17 protein-coding genes and 1 pseudogene are annotated in these 13359 nt (G+C 57.5%); 3 read left to right on the top strand and 15 right to left on the bottom strand.

Annotation, left to right across the window (positions count from 1 at the left end):
* Window positions 1-129: 129 nt before the first annotated feature.
* Entirely contained in the window at window positions 130-357 is a 228-nt protein-coding gene (yodD, locus tag DBR02_RS00480; RefSeq protein ID WP_017383339.1) for a YodD family peroxide/acid resistance protein, read from the bottom strand.
* A gap of 128 nt (window positions 358-485) precedes the next feature.
* Here yodD and dsrB point away from each other — a divergent pair, with 128 nt between their 5' ends.
* Window positions 486-674 (top strand): protein DsrB, encoded by a 189-nt coding sequence (gene dsrB, locus DBR02_RS00475; RefSeq protein ID WP_003859583.1) that lies wholly within the window; start codon window positions 486-488, stop codon window positions 672-674.
* A 99-nt stretch (window positions 675-773) separates the two neighbouring features.
* Here dsrB and rcsA read toward each other — a convergent pair whose 3' ends face one another.
* From rcsA to fliF, 14 genes and pseudogenes are all read right to left on the bottom strand, one after another.
* Window positions 774-1397, bottom strand: coding sequence for a transcriptional regulator RcsA (gene rcsA, locus DBR02_RS00470; RefSeq protein ID WP_006811161.1), 624 nt, complete (start codon window positions 1395-1397; stop codon window positions 774-776).
* A 287-nt stretch (window positions 1398-1684) separates the two neighbouring features.
* Window positions 1685-2480, bottom strand: a pseudogene (gene fliR, locus DBR02_RS00465) (flagellar biosynthetic protein FliR).
* 6 nt (window positions 2481-2486) lie between these two features.
* Complete coding sequence (gene fliQ, locus DBR02_RS00460; protein WP_003859587.1) at window positions 2487-2756, bottom strand: flagellar biosynthesis protein FliQ; 270 nt, start codon at window positions 2754-2756, stop codon at window positions 2487-2489.
* 10 nt (window positions 2757-2766) lie between these two features.
* Window positions 2767-3504, bottom strand: coding sequence for a flagellar type III secretion system pore protein FliP (gene fliP, locus DBR02_RS00455; RefSeq protein ID WP_003859589.1), 738 nt, complete (start codon window positions 3502-3504; stop codon window positions 2767-2769).
* Complete coding sequence (gene fliO / locus DBR02_RS00450; protein ID WP_107533305.1) at window positions 3504-3878, bottom strand: flagellar biosynthetic protein FliO; 375 nt, start codon at window positions 3876-3878, stop codon at window positions 3504-3506. Before fliO ends, fliP begins: the two co-directional genes overlap by 1 nt.
* Before the next feature lie 2 nt (window positions 3879-3880).
* Window positions 3881-4294, bottom strand: a complete 414-nt coding sequence (gene fliN, locus DBR02_RS00445) for a flagellar motor switch protein FliN (protein ID WP_003859592.1) — start codon at window positions 4292-4294, stop codon at window positions 3881-3883.
* Entirely contained in the window at window positions 4291-5295 is a 1005-nt protein-coding gene (fliM, locus tag DBR02_RS00440) for a flagellar motor switch protein FliM (RefSeq protein ID WP_063450179.1), read from the bottom strand. Before fliM ends, fliN begins: the two co-directional genes overlap by 4 nt.
* A 4-nt stretch (window positions 5296-5299) precedes the next feature.
* Window positions 5300-5770, bottom strand: coding sequence for a flagellar basal body-associated protein FliL (gene fliL / locus DBR02_RS00435; protein ID WP_032103821.1), 471 nt, complete (start codon window positions 5768-5770; stop codon window positions 5300-5302).
* Window positions 5771-5876: 106 nt separating this feature from the next.
* Window positions 5877-7091 carry a flagellar hook length control protein FliK gene (gene fliK, locus DBR02_RS00430; protein ID WP_107533304.1) on the bottom strand — a complete coding sequence of 405 codons (1215 nt, stop codon included), beginning with the start codon at window positions 7089-7091 and terminating at the stop codon, window positions 5877-5879.
* Window positions 7088-7531 (bottom strand): flagellar export protein FliJ, encoded by a 444-nt coding sequence (gene fliJ, locus DBR02_RS00425; RefSeq protein ID WP_006811155.1) that lies wholly within the window; start codon window positions 7529-7531, stop codon window positions 7088-7090. The genes fliK and fliJ overlap by 4 nt, the downstream gene beginning before the upstream one ends.
* A 21-nt stretch (window positions 7532-7552) precedes the next feature.
* Complete coding sequence (gene fliI, locus DBR02_RS00420) at window positions 7553-8923, bottom strand: flagellar protein export ATPase FliI (protein ID WP_063450177.1); 1371 nt, start codon at window positions 8921-8923, stop codon at window positions 7553-7555.
* A complete protein-coding gene (gene fliH / locus DBR02_RS00415) occupies window positions 8923-9630 on the bottom strand; it encodes a flagellar assembly protein FliH (RefSeq protein ID WP_107533303.1) in 708 nt (235 codons plus the stop codon). The genes fliI and fliH overlap by 1 nt, the downstream gene beginning before the upstream one ends.
* Complete coding sequence (gene fliG, locus DBR02_RS00410; protein ID WP_003859608.1) at window positions 9623-10621, bottom strand: flagellar motor switch protein FliG; 999 nt, start codon at window positions 10619-10621, stop codon at window positions 9623-9625. Before fliG ends, fliH begins: the two co-directional genes overlap by 8 nt.
* On the bottom strand, window positions 10614-12296 hold the full coding sequence (fliF, locus tag DBR02_RS00405; RefSeq protein WP_063868414.1) for a flagellar basal-body MS-ring/collar protein FliF: 1683 nt from the start codon (window positions 12294-12296) through the stop codon (window positions 10614-10616). Before fliF ends, fliG begins: the two co-directional genes overlap by 8 nt.
* A gap of 228 nt (window positions 12297-12524) precedes the next feature.
* On the opposite strand from fliF, the gene fliE reads away from it, so the two are divergent.
* Both fliE and yedD read left to right on the top strand, forming a co-directional pair.
* Window positions 12525-12839, top strand: coding sequence for a flagellar hook-basal body complex protein FliE (gene fliE, locus DBR02_RS00400; RefSeq protein ID WP_063450174.1), 315 nt, complete (start codon window positions 12525-12527; stop codon window positions 12837-12839).
* 75 nt (window positions 12840-12914) lie between these two features.
* Window positions 12915-13328 (top strand): lipoprotein YedD, encoded by a 414-nt coding sequence (yedD, locus tag DBR02_RS00395; protein ID WP_107533302.1) that lies wholly within the window; start codon window positions 12915-12917, stop codon window positions 13326-13328.
* Window positions 13329-13359 lie beyond the last annotated feature (31 nt).

The raw sequence follows: 13359 nt of genomic DNA, 5'->3' as shown, positions 1-13359 counted from the left end.
CTTGTAAGAAAATTCCGTTGGGGATAATGTCTTACCTGCATCAGATTTCCTGGTGTAACGAATTTACAAGTGCTTCTTGCATAAGCAAGTTTGATCCCGGTCATCCCCATGACCGGGATTTTTTTCGCCTTAGCGGTTCGTCTCCGAGACGCTAAAGTCATGGATATCAAGCTCGAACGCTTCGGCCAGCTCGCGGTAGGTATGGTAATCCCGACCGTTGACCACGACGCGGTCTGAATTATCCTCCGCACGATGAACTTCGGACTCACTGATTTCATTAATGGCGGCAAGCAGGGCATCGACGTCCACCTCAACCTCACGCTTAATGGTGTCGCTGTACTCTTTGTCGGTCTTCATTTCGGGCTCCTCATTTAACCGTCTCCACAGCTAAGTATAGACCGCACACAAAAACGCCATTCGCGCCGGGCGGCGATGCCAGAGAAGGTAATTTGTTCTACACTGGCTCAAAACCACAGGAGAAATGTATGAAGGTCAACGATCGGGTAACCGTCAAAACGGACGGTGGGCCGCGCCGCCCGGGTGTGGTGCTGGCGATAGAAGAGTTTAATGAAGGCACGATGTATCTGGTGTCGCTGGAAGATTACCCGCTCGGCATCTGGTTCTTTAACGAACTGGGCCACCCGGATGGGATCTTTGTGGAAACGGCGGAATAGGGCGGCGTCGGGGGCGTTGTCTCCCCGGCTCCGGCTGCTGAAAAGCAAAATCTCTGGCCAGGCCAGAGATCAAGGTAGGGTACAACATGGCCGTGCAACTTAGCGCATATTAACGAAAATCCCATTCGTCACATTATCTGTCAGGCGTACGACATGGTAAATCACTTGCTTATTATGCGTTTTAATTTTCCTTTTAATATTTCCTTTGTGTGACGATACTGTTTTTGCCTTGATATTCATCTGGTCTGAGATCTGAATTGTCCCTTGTCCTGCCATCCACATTCGTAACATACTTGATTCAGTTCTGCTTAATGATAGGGTGGGTAAGTTAATCGCACCTACATTCTTTACTTCTTTATTCAAATAATCGCCCAGAATGTCGTCAAGCGACTCTGGTTTAATCGATTTCGAACTGATTAATAAGTTTTTACGCACCAGCAAATACTCATCGAAATGAATATTGGCGATTGCCATAAAAACAATAAACAAGGTCTTAGGATGCTGATTAATGATCTGCTTAATGTGCTGACTGTTAGCGGGGTCGTGAATGAAACAGTCCTCATTAATAAACACCACGCCTGGCTTGTGGACGTCACAAGCGGCTGCGAGTTCTTCAACGGTGTGCGCATCGTTGATGTCTCTCTTTCTTACCCCTCTGCTTGCTAAGTACCCGGTTAACCCTAGCCGGGTGTAGCTGCATAAATCCATAATGATCGTTGACATGGCATACCCTCACTCAATGCGTAACGATAATTCACCATCTGCCTGAGAGCTCATAAACAGCCATACGGGATGGAAAAAAGCTAATAAAACCTGTGAGCATGACAAAGACTTTCAGGCGAACTCACTATCCCGTAAAGTTACGTATAATTTGCCAGGAATCATCTTAAAGTAAAGTAAATATTAAGTATTGTGAGGTGGTTAGAAACATTTAAACCGCGTCAGATATATCCTGGTAGATGTTTTTCGAGATTATTTTTAGGAATATCCTCAGAAAGACATTGCAAACGCTACGGGTTATTATTTGCGTGGTAGTTCGCTGACAATATCCGCTAACAGATTGAATATCTCGCTGAATAAATGTTCGCAGAAGGGGGCGATAAGGGGCATCAATAATGACATTAATAAAAGGCCAACCGTCAATGTCACCGGAAAACCGATGACGAAAACCGACAGCTGCGGGGCCATTCGGTTGAGTAAACCCAGTGCGAGGTTAACCGTGAGCAGCAGGGTAATGATCGGCAGCGCCAGCATCAGCCCGTTGAGGAAAATCAGTCCGGCAGCCCGCACCAGCGCCAGAAAGGCGTTGCTGTTTACCGGGTTGTCGCCAATCGGCAGCGTATGGAAGGTATCCACCAGCATGGAGATCAGCCACAGGTGGCCGTTGAACGAGAGAAACAACAGCATTGCCAGCAGGTCGATAATGCGCGCCAGCACGGGCATATTCAGATGGCTGCCGGGATCAACGAACGTTGCGAAGGAGAGGCCCATTTGCAAGCCGATCAGTTCCCCCGCCGTTCGTACCGCGGCAAAGGCGAGCTGCATCGTAAACCCGACCGCCACGCCAATCATCACCTGTTGCAGGGCAATCCAGATCGCATTCGGGGAAAAAATGGGAATATCCACCGCCGGCAGGGATGGGGCAACGATAACGGTGATAACGATGCCCAGCCCAATTTTGACGCGTTTAGGCACCGACTTTTCGCTGAGAATGGGGGCGGTGGAGATCAGCGCCATGATACGCAGCATCGGCCAGAAATAGATCCCGAGCCACTGAACAAACTGATCGCTGGTGAAATGCAGCATCGTCCGTCAGCCGATGATGTAAGGCAGGTTGGTGAACAGGTTGCGCATATAGTCCAGCAGCAAATTCAGCATCCATGGCCCGGCGACGATAATCGCCACGAAGACGGCAATGATCTTAGGGATGAACGACAGGGTCATTTCGTTAATCTGCGTGGCGGCCTGGAGAATACTGATAATCAGACCGGTTACCAGCGCCACCAGCAGCAGGGGCGCGGCCACGGCAATCGCGACTTTCATCGCCTCCGTGCCCATCATCATGACCGATTCAGGCGTCATTGCGCGCTCCTCAACTGTAGAAACTCTGCGCCAGCGAGCTGACCAGCAGTTGCCAGCCGTCGACCAGCACAAACAGCATGATTTTAAAGGGCAGGGCTATGGTTGCGGGCGGAACCATCATCATCCCGAGCGCCATCAGGACGCTGGCGATCACCAGGTCGATAATCAGGAACGGAATAAAAATGGTGAAGCCAATCTGGAACGCGGTTTTCAGCTCGCTTGTGACATACGCTGGCAGCAGGATGCGCATCGGCACCGCTTCCGGCCCCTGTAGCTCCCCCGTGTTCGCGAGACGGGCAAACAGGGCTAAATCCGCTTCGCGCGTCTGGCGAAGCATAAATTCACGTAATGGCTGAGCCCCCTTTTCCAGGGCGACCTGCATGGAAATTTTATCTTCGCTGAACGGCTGATACGCCTCGGTATAAATCTTGTCGATCACCGGCGACATAATGAAAAAGGTCAGGAAAAGGGCTAAGCCCAGCAGCACCTGATTGGGCGGCGCGGACGGCGTGCCGAGCGCGTTGCGCAGCAGGCCAAACACGATGATGATGCGGGTAAAGCTGGTCATCATCAGCAGGATCGCCGGGATAAAGGTCAGCGAGGTGATGAACACCAGCGTCTGCACGGACAGGGACCAGCTTTGACCCCCGTTCGCCAGCGGCGTGGAAACCAGTCCCGGCAGTTGCGCATACACGGAGGGCGCGAACAGGCCCAGGCCTGCCAGCGTAAGGAATAACAGACGACGCATCAGGATCTCCCGGAACGCTTGAGCAAACTCTTCATAACGGACTGGAAATCCGCAGGGGCCGGGGCGTTTGCCTCTAACGCGGCAGGCGCAGGGGGCAGCGTGTGCAGGACGTTGATGCTGGAGGCGGTCACGCCCAGCACCAGTCGCGCATCTTCCACTTCCACAATAACCACGCGTTCGCGTGGACCGAGCGTGGTGCTGGCGCTGACCTTCAGCCCGCGCGTGCCGGCCGTTTTCCCCGCCAGACCGAAACGCTTCGCCAGCCAGGCGGCGAGAAGGATAAAGGCAATAATACCGAACAGCGCGCCGCTCACCTGAAGCAGCGGTGAGCCGGGTACGGCGGAGGGCGCGGACATTGTTGCCTGGGTTTTCATGCTTAACGGCTCAGACGACGCATACGTTCGGAAGGAGTAATGATATCGGTGATACGTACGCCGTATTTATCGGCCACCACCACCACTTCGCCCTGGGCAATCAGGTAGCCGTTGATCAGAATATCCAGCGGCTCACCGGCTAAACCGTCCAGCGCCACCACGGACCCCTGCGTCAGGCGCAACAGCTCTTTAATGGTCATGCGGGTGCGGCCCAGCTCAACGGTCAGCTTGACCGGAATGTCCATAATCAGGTCGATGTCCTGCAACGTGCCGCTGACGTCACCGCCGCCTAACTGCTGGAATACCGCGTCTGCCGCGCTTTTCGTCGGCGTCGTTTTTTGCTCGTTTAACGCGTCAGCCCACAGATCGTCCAGTGCTCCGCTGTTTTCATCGGACGGATTGTTCATGTCACTCATTTGGGCTGTTCCTCATTCAGCGAATTCAAAATCGGGTTGATCAAGTGCTCAACGCGTAACGCATACTGGCCGTTAATCGTGCCGTACTGGCTTGTCAGCACGGGTACGCCATCCACATGGGCAATAATGCGGTCGGGTTTGTCTATCGGCAAAACGTCGCCGGGTTGTAATTTCAGGATCTGCGATAACCGCATGGAGATATCGGCGAAGTTGGCCACCAGCTCCAGCTGCGAATGCTGCACCTGACGCACCAGGTTCTCACGCCAGTTCTGATCTTCATGGCGTGAGTTCTCCAGCGGCGGGTTCACCAGCAGTTCGCGCAGCGGTTCAATCATGCTGAACGGCAGGCAGATGTTGAACTCACCCGTCAGGTTGCCGATCTCCACGTGGAACGGGGTGTTCACGACGATGTCGTTCGGGGAGGTGGTGATGTTGGTAAACTTCACCTGCATCTCGGAACGCACGTACTCCACTTCCAGCGGGTTAATCGCTTTCCACGCGTCGCTGTAGGATTCCAGCGCCAGCTTCAGCATGCGGTTAATCACGCGCTGTTCGGTATGGGTAAACTCGCGGCCTTCTACTTTGGTCGGGAAACGACCGTCGCCACCGAACAGGTTATCCACCGCGATGAACACCAGGCTTGGCGAGAACACGACCAGGCCGGTACCGCGCAGCGGCTTGAGATGGATAAGGTTAAGGTTGGTTGGCACCGGCAGGTTGCGGGCAAACTCATGATACGGCTGTATGCGGATCGCCCCGACGGTGATATCCGGGCTACGACGCAGCAGGTTAAACAGCCCCATACGGAACTGACGTGCAAAACGTTCGTTGATGATCTCCAGCGCCTGTAATCGCTCGCGCACCACGCGACGCTGGGTATTGGGATCGTAGGGACGAACATTATCGTCGCCGGTTAAACTCGGCTTCGGATCGTCACTCTTATCGCTGTCGCCGTTGAGCAGCGCATCGATTTCTGCCTGAGAAAGAATACTGTCGCCCATGTCGTTACCGCAGAATGAAGGCTGTATACAGAACGTCAGTGACTTCCTGCTTAGGTTGGCCGTTGACCAGCGGGGTCGCCAGCGTCTGTTTGATGGCATCGACCAGCTTTTGCTTGCCTACATCGGTGGCGAGCGCGGAGGCGTCCTGACGAGAAAACAGCAGCAGCAGACGGCTACGCACTTCTGGCAGGTAGTCGTTCAGACGTGCACGGGTCGCTTCATCTTTCAGGCGCAGCGTAATGCCCACGTACAGCACGCGATCCGCATCGCCCAGGTTAACGGTGAACGTATCCAGCGGAAAGAAGACCGGCGCCGGCGGAGGCGGCACGTCAGCTTTGGCGGCTGCGCCGGAGGGCTCCTGCTGCATACGCCAGTAACTGTAGCCTGCGGTGGCGCAGGCCGCGAGGGTAATCAACACCAGCAGCGGGATCCAGATGGAACGCTTGCTTTTTTTGGTGATAGCGGAGTCTGTCATCTGATACGAGCTTCCTGTTTCGGTACAGCTTAATACGGTGATTATCCCGTGTCCGGCTTAGGTCAAAGCGTGGAAAAGACGGAGATAATCACGTTACCTCTGGCGTTTAGGCAAAGATGTCTACGGCACGGTTGCCGCGCGCGGCGGATTGCAGGGCGGCTGGGGTTGGCATTAACTCTTCGCTCTCATCGTTAAACCCGCCAGGCTGACCGGAGCGCGAAGCGTGCTGTTGCTGCCCGGATGAAGACTGCTGCTGCCCGGCAAAGCCCTCGCTGCTGACGCTGCTTTGTGCAAGCTGAATGCCGTTTTCCGCAAGCTGCGTGCGCAGGATCGGCAGGGCCGCTTCCAGCGCCGCGCGAACGTGGCTGTGGGGCGAAACCATCTGCAACTGCGCCTGGTTGTCATCCAGCTTAAGCGAAATTTGCACCTGACCCAGATCCTCCGGGTGCAGACGCAGCTCCGCGGTCTGCTGTCCCTGCTTTGTGAACAGGGTGATGTGCTGGCTCAGATTCTGCTGCCATTCGTGCGTGCCCAGCGGCTGGCTTAACACCGGTGCTGTTGCAACGGTAGCGGCAGGCTGGGGTGCAGGCAGATGACTGACGACCGGGGCCAGCGTCGCGGTTGGGCTGGAGGCTGGCGACGCCGTGCTCGCTACGTCCTGCTTTTCCGCGACGGCGGCGACAGCTGGCGTAACGGATGCCGTGGCGGGCAGCGACGTATCGCTATCCTGAACCGGCGTTTTATCCTGGCCCGGTAACGCGTGGCTCAGCGGCTGTTGCTGGCCGTTATCCGTCTGGGCTAGCGCAGAGGCGAGGGCGGCGCGGGGCGCGATCCCCGTCGTACTTGCAGGCGCCGTCGCCACCGGGGTGGCGATCTGCTGGTGCGGTAACATCGCCATCAGCGCGCTTAACCCGGCCAGCTCTTCCTCTTCGGTTGCGGTGTCGCTGCTTGTCTTCGCGTCCGTCTGGGTCAGCACCTTCAGCGCGTCCGTATTTGCTGTGGGCTTCAGGCCCGAGACGAGGCTTTGCAGGGAGAGGGCGGTATCCTCTCCGGTCAGTGTCTCCTGGCGGGAGAGCAGCTCGGCGATTTTGGCCTGGAGCGTAGTATCACCGCTTTTTTCCCGTGCCGCTGTCGACAGCTTGCTGCCCGCTGCTTTCAGATCGGCCAGCGTCAGCGGGGCATCTTTACCTTTGCCGGTGGCCTCCGTCAGCGCGCCAGCCAGCAGAGAGAGAAAATCCTGCGCGCCCTCAGCGCCTTTTCCGGCCAGCGTGCCGCCGGACGGGTCGCTGTCGGTCATCAGCAGTTGTTGCAGTGTGATCATTCTGGTTTCCTCATTGATGCGCGCTGGGCAAACTCATCCATTTTTTTCTGATCCAGACGGTTTTCCGCCAGGGTCGAAGCTGCAATTTGCCGGTCCTGTAAGGTTTGCCAGGCCTGCAACCGCTGTTTTTTCTCGCGCCAGAAGTTCAGCGCGGTATCGACTTTTTGCGTCCACTGGTTAAGCTGCTGGCGATGCTGCTCAATCGCTTTTTCCAGCGTCTGGATAAACTGCTGATAGTTGATCCAGCGCTGGCTACCAATGCCCTGCGTCATGTCGGTGTTAAGGTTGGTGCGGTATTCATGCTGATAGTCGATTAACATTTTCAACTGTTCTTCAGCCTGCTGGCACCCGCGCCGCATTGCGCCAAGCTGCAATGCGGCATCATCGACTTCTTTTTCAGCCAGATCTTTCAGCGTTGATAACGCGCTGTTTTGCGCCATGACCTTCGCCCTCCACCTGTGTTACACCTGCGGGAAAATCAGCTCCAGTGCCTGGAGGGAATCTTCCCAGTCGGCGCGTTCAAAAATACCTTGTTGCAGAAACGCCTCCAGCTGCGGCCACAGGGCAATCGCTTTATCGAGCATCGGATCGCTGCCTTTGGCGTACGCCCCGACGCTCACCAGATCGCGGTTGCGCTGGAAGCTGGAGAGCAGTTGTTTGAAGTTACGCACCCGGGCGTAGTGCTTCTCGGTAATCAGCGCCGTCATCGCACGGCTGATCGAGGCTTCAATATCAATGGCCGGGTAGTGCCCGGCTTCGGCCAGACGGCGCGACAGCACGATATGGCCGTCGAGGATCGCTCGCGCGGAATCGGCAATCGGATCCTGCTGGTCATCGCCTTCGGTCAGTACCGTATAGAACGCGGTGATGGAGCCCCCGCCGCTGATGCCGTTCCCCGCGCGTTCCACCAGCGCAGGCAGTTTGGCAAATACTGACGGCGGGTAACCTTTGGTGGCCGGCGGTTCGCCGATGGCGAGCGCAATCTCACGCTGCGCCATCGCGTAACGGGTCAGGGAGTCCATGATCAGCAGCACGTGCTGGCCCCGGTCGCGGAAATCTTCCGCGATCCGCGTGGCGTAGGCGGCGCCCTGCATACGCAGCAGCGGCGACACGTCGGCAGGCGCGGCGATCACCACCGAGCGGGCGCGGCCCTCCGCACCCAGAATGTTTTCGATAAAATCTTTAACTTCGCGTCCACGCTCACCGATCAGGCCGACAACGATCACGTCCGCCTGGGTATAACGCGCCATCATGCCGAGCAGGACGGATTTACCCACGCCGGAGCCGGCAAACAGCCCCATACGCTGGCCGCGTCCCACCGTGAGCAGGGCGTTAATCGGCCGCACGCCGGTATCCAGCACGTGCTCTATCGGGGTACGTTGCAGCGGGTTGAAGGGTTGAGTGATCAGCGCGCCGGTTTCGGTGGTATCGGGGGAGGGCAGGCCATCGAGCGGTTTGCCGCTTCCGTCCAGCACGCGGCCCAGCAGCGCCGGACCGAGCGGCAGCTGTTTGCCGCTTTGCAGGCCGTCGCCGCTGATGTTTTTCGCGTAGACGCGGGCGCCGGGCAAAATCCCCTCCACCTCTTCAAGGGGCATCAGGAACAGGCGATGACCGTTAAACCCGACCACTTCGCTTTCCACTTCGCGCGTGTCGCCCCCGTCCTGACGCTCAATCACGCAGGTGGCGCCGAGCGGAAGTTGCAGCCCCGTGGCTTCCAGCACCAGTCCGGTGGCACGCGTCAGGCGTCCATAACGACGAACGGACGGCAGCTGCGCCATCTTCGTTTCAAAATTGTCGAGCGTATTAAGCCAGCGCGTCAGGCGAGCGGTCATCAGACGACTCCCGGTGCCGCCAGACGGCACAGTTCCTGCCAGCGAGTCGCGACGCTGGCATCCAGATCGCCCTCATCCGCCGAGACCTTACAGCCCCCGTGATGAAGTGACGGATCGCCGCGCAGCCGCCACCCGTGCAGGCTCAGCGTCGCGCCGAGGCTCTCCTCCACGCGCTGCAAGTCATCAGGATGAACGCGCAGCTGCGGTTTGCCGCTGAACAGCGGCTCCTGCTGGAGCAGGGCCTGGATCTGCTTAATCAGCGCGGCGTTATCCACCACCGGCGTCTGGCCGATCACCTGACGGGCCGCCTCCAGCGCCATCTGCATCAGGCGTGAGGCAATCACGCTGTCCAGCGCATCCAGGGTATGCTGAAATTCGCTCACCAGCTGCTGCATGCGGGCATGTAGCGGCGCCTGTTGCTGGCGCGCCTGCTCGATGCCCTGCTCTAAACCTTTCGCCAGCCCTTCCTGATAGCCCTGCGCGTGCCCGGTCTGACGGCCTTCGTTCATCCCGGCGTTGAAGCCCTGCTCGTGCGCCTGCATTTGCATCTGGGCCAGCAGCTGGACGCGCTGTTCCTCTTCACTCAGTTCCGGCACGCCCGCATCGGTATCGCCCTCGTCGGACGACAGCGTGGCAGGGGTAAACTCTGCGGCAGGAGGGGAGAGGTCGTCAGGCGTCCAGCGCTTCCACGACAGTTCATCAGACATAGGTGTCGTCTCCGCTGCCAATCACCATCTCGCCGGTTTCCGCCAGACGACGAACGATAAGCAGGATGGCTTTTTGTTCGTTCTCCACCTGAGACAAACGCACCGGGCCGCGGTTGGCAAGGTCGTCGCGCAGGATATCTGCCGCACGCTGGGACATGTTGCGCAGGAATTTCTCGCGCAGCGGCTGCTCGGCGCCCTTGAGGGCGATAAGCAGAGATTCCGAATCCACTTCCTGGAGCAAGCGCTGAATGCTGCGATCGTCCACTTCGACCAGGTTTTCGAACAGGAACATCTCGTCGATAATTTTCTGCGCCAGTTCGCCGTCGAACTCGCGTACCGCCGTAATAACCGCCTCTTCCTGCTGGGTTTTCATCAGGTTGATGATTTCCGCAGCCGTTCTCACGCCGCCCATTTTGCTGCGCTTGAGGTTCTGGCCGTCGAGCAGGTTGTTCAGCACTTCGGTCAGCTCCGCCAGCGCGGCAGGCTGGACGCCGCCGAAGGTGGCAATACGCAGCATCACGTCGTGGCGCAGGCGCTCGTCGAACAGCGCCAGAATATCGGCCGCCTGGCCCCGTTTGAGGTGGACCAGAATGGTGGCGATAATCTGCGGGTGCTCGTCGCGAATAAGATCGGCGGCGCTTTGCGGCTCCATAAAGTTGAGCGTTTCGATCCCGCTGGCGGTATCGCGCGTTTCGAGAATGTCTTCCAGCAGGCTGGCGGCGCGCTCTTCGCCCAGCGCCTTAACCAGCACGGAGCGCAGGTATTCGTTGGCGTTGACGTTGAGCGCAGCAAACTGTTCTGCTTCCTGTTCAAACTCCGCCAGCACTTCGGTCAGCTGCTTGTTGGAGATCTGGCGCACGTTGGCCATCGCCGCACTGAGGATCTGCACCTCTCTCTGGGAGAGGTGTTTAAACACCTCCGCCGCGCGGTCTTCGCCAATGGTCATCAGCAGGATGACGCTCTTATCGGTGCCTGTAAGCGTATTACTCATGTTCGTTACCCATCCAACCGCGGATGACCAGCGCGACGACGCGCGGATCGTTATCTGACATTTCGCGAATGCGCTGGCTCATCACCTCTGCGCCCATACGCTGGTTAGCACGGCGCTGCTGCATCTGTTCATCTTTGCTGAGACGAACCTCGACCGCTTCTTCCTCGTCCTGACGCGTGCTCTTCTGTTCCAGCGCGGCTTTCTCGGCTTCAGCACGACGCTGAAGCTGAGGACGGACGCCTTTACGCCACAGCAGCCACGCGACAATCAGCACCAGCAGCCAGCGGCCAGCGGACATCAGCTGATCGAAGAACGCCTGCTGTTGCCAGAACGGCAGTTCACCACCGGTTTCATCCACCGGGTTGAACGGTGAGTTCACAACGTTGAGGGTATCGCCACGTTTTTCAGAGAAGCCCATCGCTTCGCGGGTCAGGTTTTCGATCTGCTTCATCTGTTCCGCCGTGAGCGGCAGCGGTTTACCGTCCGGCAGCGTTTTGTAATTCACGACAACGGCTACAGAAAGGCGCTCGATATCGCCCGTGTTCAGTTTGGTATGGCGGATGGTCCGGTCGACTTCGTAGTTGGTCGTTTCGTTACGGCTGCTGTTGCGCGGGCCGGCACTGTTCGCCGTCGAGGTCGTCTGCTGATTCGTTTGCTGACCGTTCTGCTGGTTTGCCGGCGGCGTGGAGATTGGCGCGGCGTTGGCAGGCGCAGGCTGGTTAGAGAGCGCACCCGGCACCCCGCCAGGATACTGGCCGCCGACCTGTTCCGTCTCATTGATCTGACGCGAGCGTAACACGGCGCGGGAGGCATCCCCGTTCGGAGCGTACTGCTCTTCGGTCTGTTCTTTATTCGAGAAATCAATCTGCGCGGTGACCTGCGCGTGCACGTTGCTGTTGCCAACCACCGGGCCCAGAATCGCTTCGATGCGACGCTGGAGACGGCCTTCCACATCGGCGGCATATTTCAGCTGGGCGTCGTTAAGATCGCGCCCGGCGGTGTTGGACTGAGTCAGCAAATGACCGCTCTGATCCACCAGCGTGACGTTACCCGGCGGCAGACCGGCTACCGCACTGGAGACCAGGTGCGTCACGGCGCTGATCTGCCCCTCATCCAGCGCGCGGCCAGGTTCGAGGTTAACGGTCACAGAGGCGGAAGGGGACTTTTGTTCGCGAACAAACAGGGACGGCTTAGGCATCGCCAGGTGCACGCGGGCACTTTTCACCGGGCCTAAGGTTTCAATCGTACGGGCCAGCTCACCTTCCAGCGCGCGCTGGTAGTTAACCTGCTCGCTGAACTGGCTGATGCCGAATTTTTCCTGATCCAGCAGCTCAAACCCAACCGCGCCGCCTTTCGGCAGCCCCTGCTGGGCGAGACGCAGGCGAAGCTCGTGCACTTTATCTGCCGGCACTTCAAGCGCACCGCCGTTATCGGCAAAGCGATACGGGATGTTCATCTGGGTCAGCTGGGTGACGATGGCACCGCCATCCTGGTCGGAAAGGTTGCTGTAGAGCGTGCGGTAATCCGGGCTTTTTGCCCATAAGATCATCGCGACAATAATCGCAATGGCGGCAGCGCCTGCCACAATCAACGGGATCTTAGGGTTAGCGCGAAGGCGGTTCATCCACTCAAGTGATTTATTCTGCGGCGCTGTCGATGCTGCTGTCGCACTCATTGCGCACCTCTTAAATCCTGGTGGTTTACGTTATTCGTGTAGAGAAACAAAACTGACTCCCGGGTCGGCAAACACGACAAAAGTTCCATACTGATGGCCCAGCCATTATTTGATGATTCGGGATTTTCTATGCGTCAAATAACCTGGTTTTTTAACGCTATTTACCGCCTTTATCTTATTGACAAGCTGTTAGTCTTGACCCCGTAAAAAACCATCCAGGGGAGAGTCATGGCTATACAGGGCATTGAAGGGGTACTCAGTCAGTTGCAGGCAACGGCGATGACGGCCCGCAACCAGAGCGTGGCTGACCAGCCGCCGGGCATTAGCTTCGCCGGTCAGCTGCATGCGGCGCTGGACCGGATCAGCGACAAGCAAAACGCGGCCCGTACCCAGGCTGAGAAATTTACCCTCGGTGAACCCGGCGTGGCGCTCAACGATGTGATGGCCGATCTGCAAAAAGCGTCGGTGTCGTTGCAGATGGGGTTGCAGGTGCGGAACAAGCTGGTGTCGGCGTATCAGGAAGTGATGGGGATGCAGGTTTAAACATTACCTATCTTACGCTGGCAGCCTGATGGCTTTAATGCCACAATATTTTTTTCTTCGCATGCAGGAAAGATGATGAAAAAAGTAGCAATTGTGGCTGCGATGCTGACGTTAGCGGGATGCGTTCAGGTCGAAAACTATCAGGAAGTGGTTAAGCATCCGGCACCTTCGCAACTGGCAGGTTACTGGCAGTCGAAAGGGCCGCAGAGCGCGATGGTGAGCCCGGAGGCGATTGCCACGCTGGTGGTGACGCAAGAGGGAGATACCCTGGACTGCCGCCAGTGGCAGCGCGTTATCGCGGTGCCGGGTAAGATCATGCTGCGTTCAGATGATTATTATAACGTGACCGAAAAACGGGACGTCTATCCGCTGGATCGCGATGGAACCACGCTTGAGTATGACGGCATGGAGCTGCAAAAGGTTGACCGCCCAACGGTGGAGTGCGCAGATTATCTGAGTAAGAATCCGCTGGAGAGTAAGCTTCCGTAACCGTGTTTAGCCGGGTGGCGGCTTCGCCTTA

Origin of the sequence: Enterobacter cloacae complex sp. (assembly GCF_900322725.1) — a bacterium.
GTDB classification, from domain to species: Bacteria; Pseudomonadota; Gammaproteobacteria; order Enterobacterales; family Enterobacteriaceae; genus Enterobacter; species Enterobacter quasihormaechei.
The sequence above is the reverse complement of the archived record's forward strand: the minus strand, read 5'-3'. Positions and strand labels throughout refer to the sequence as shown.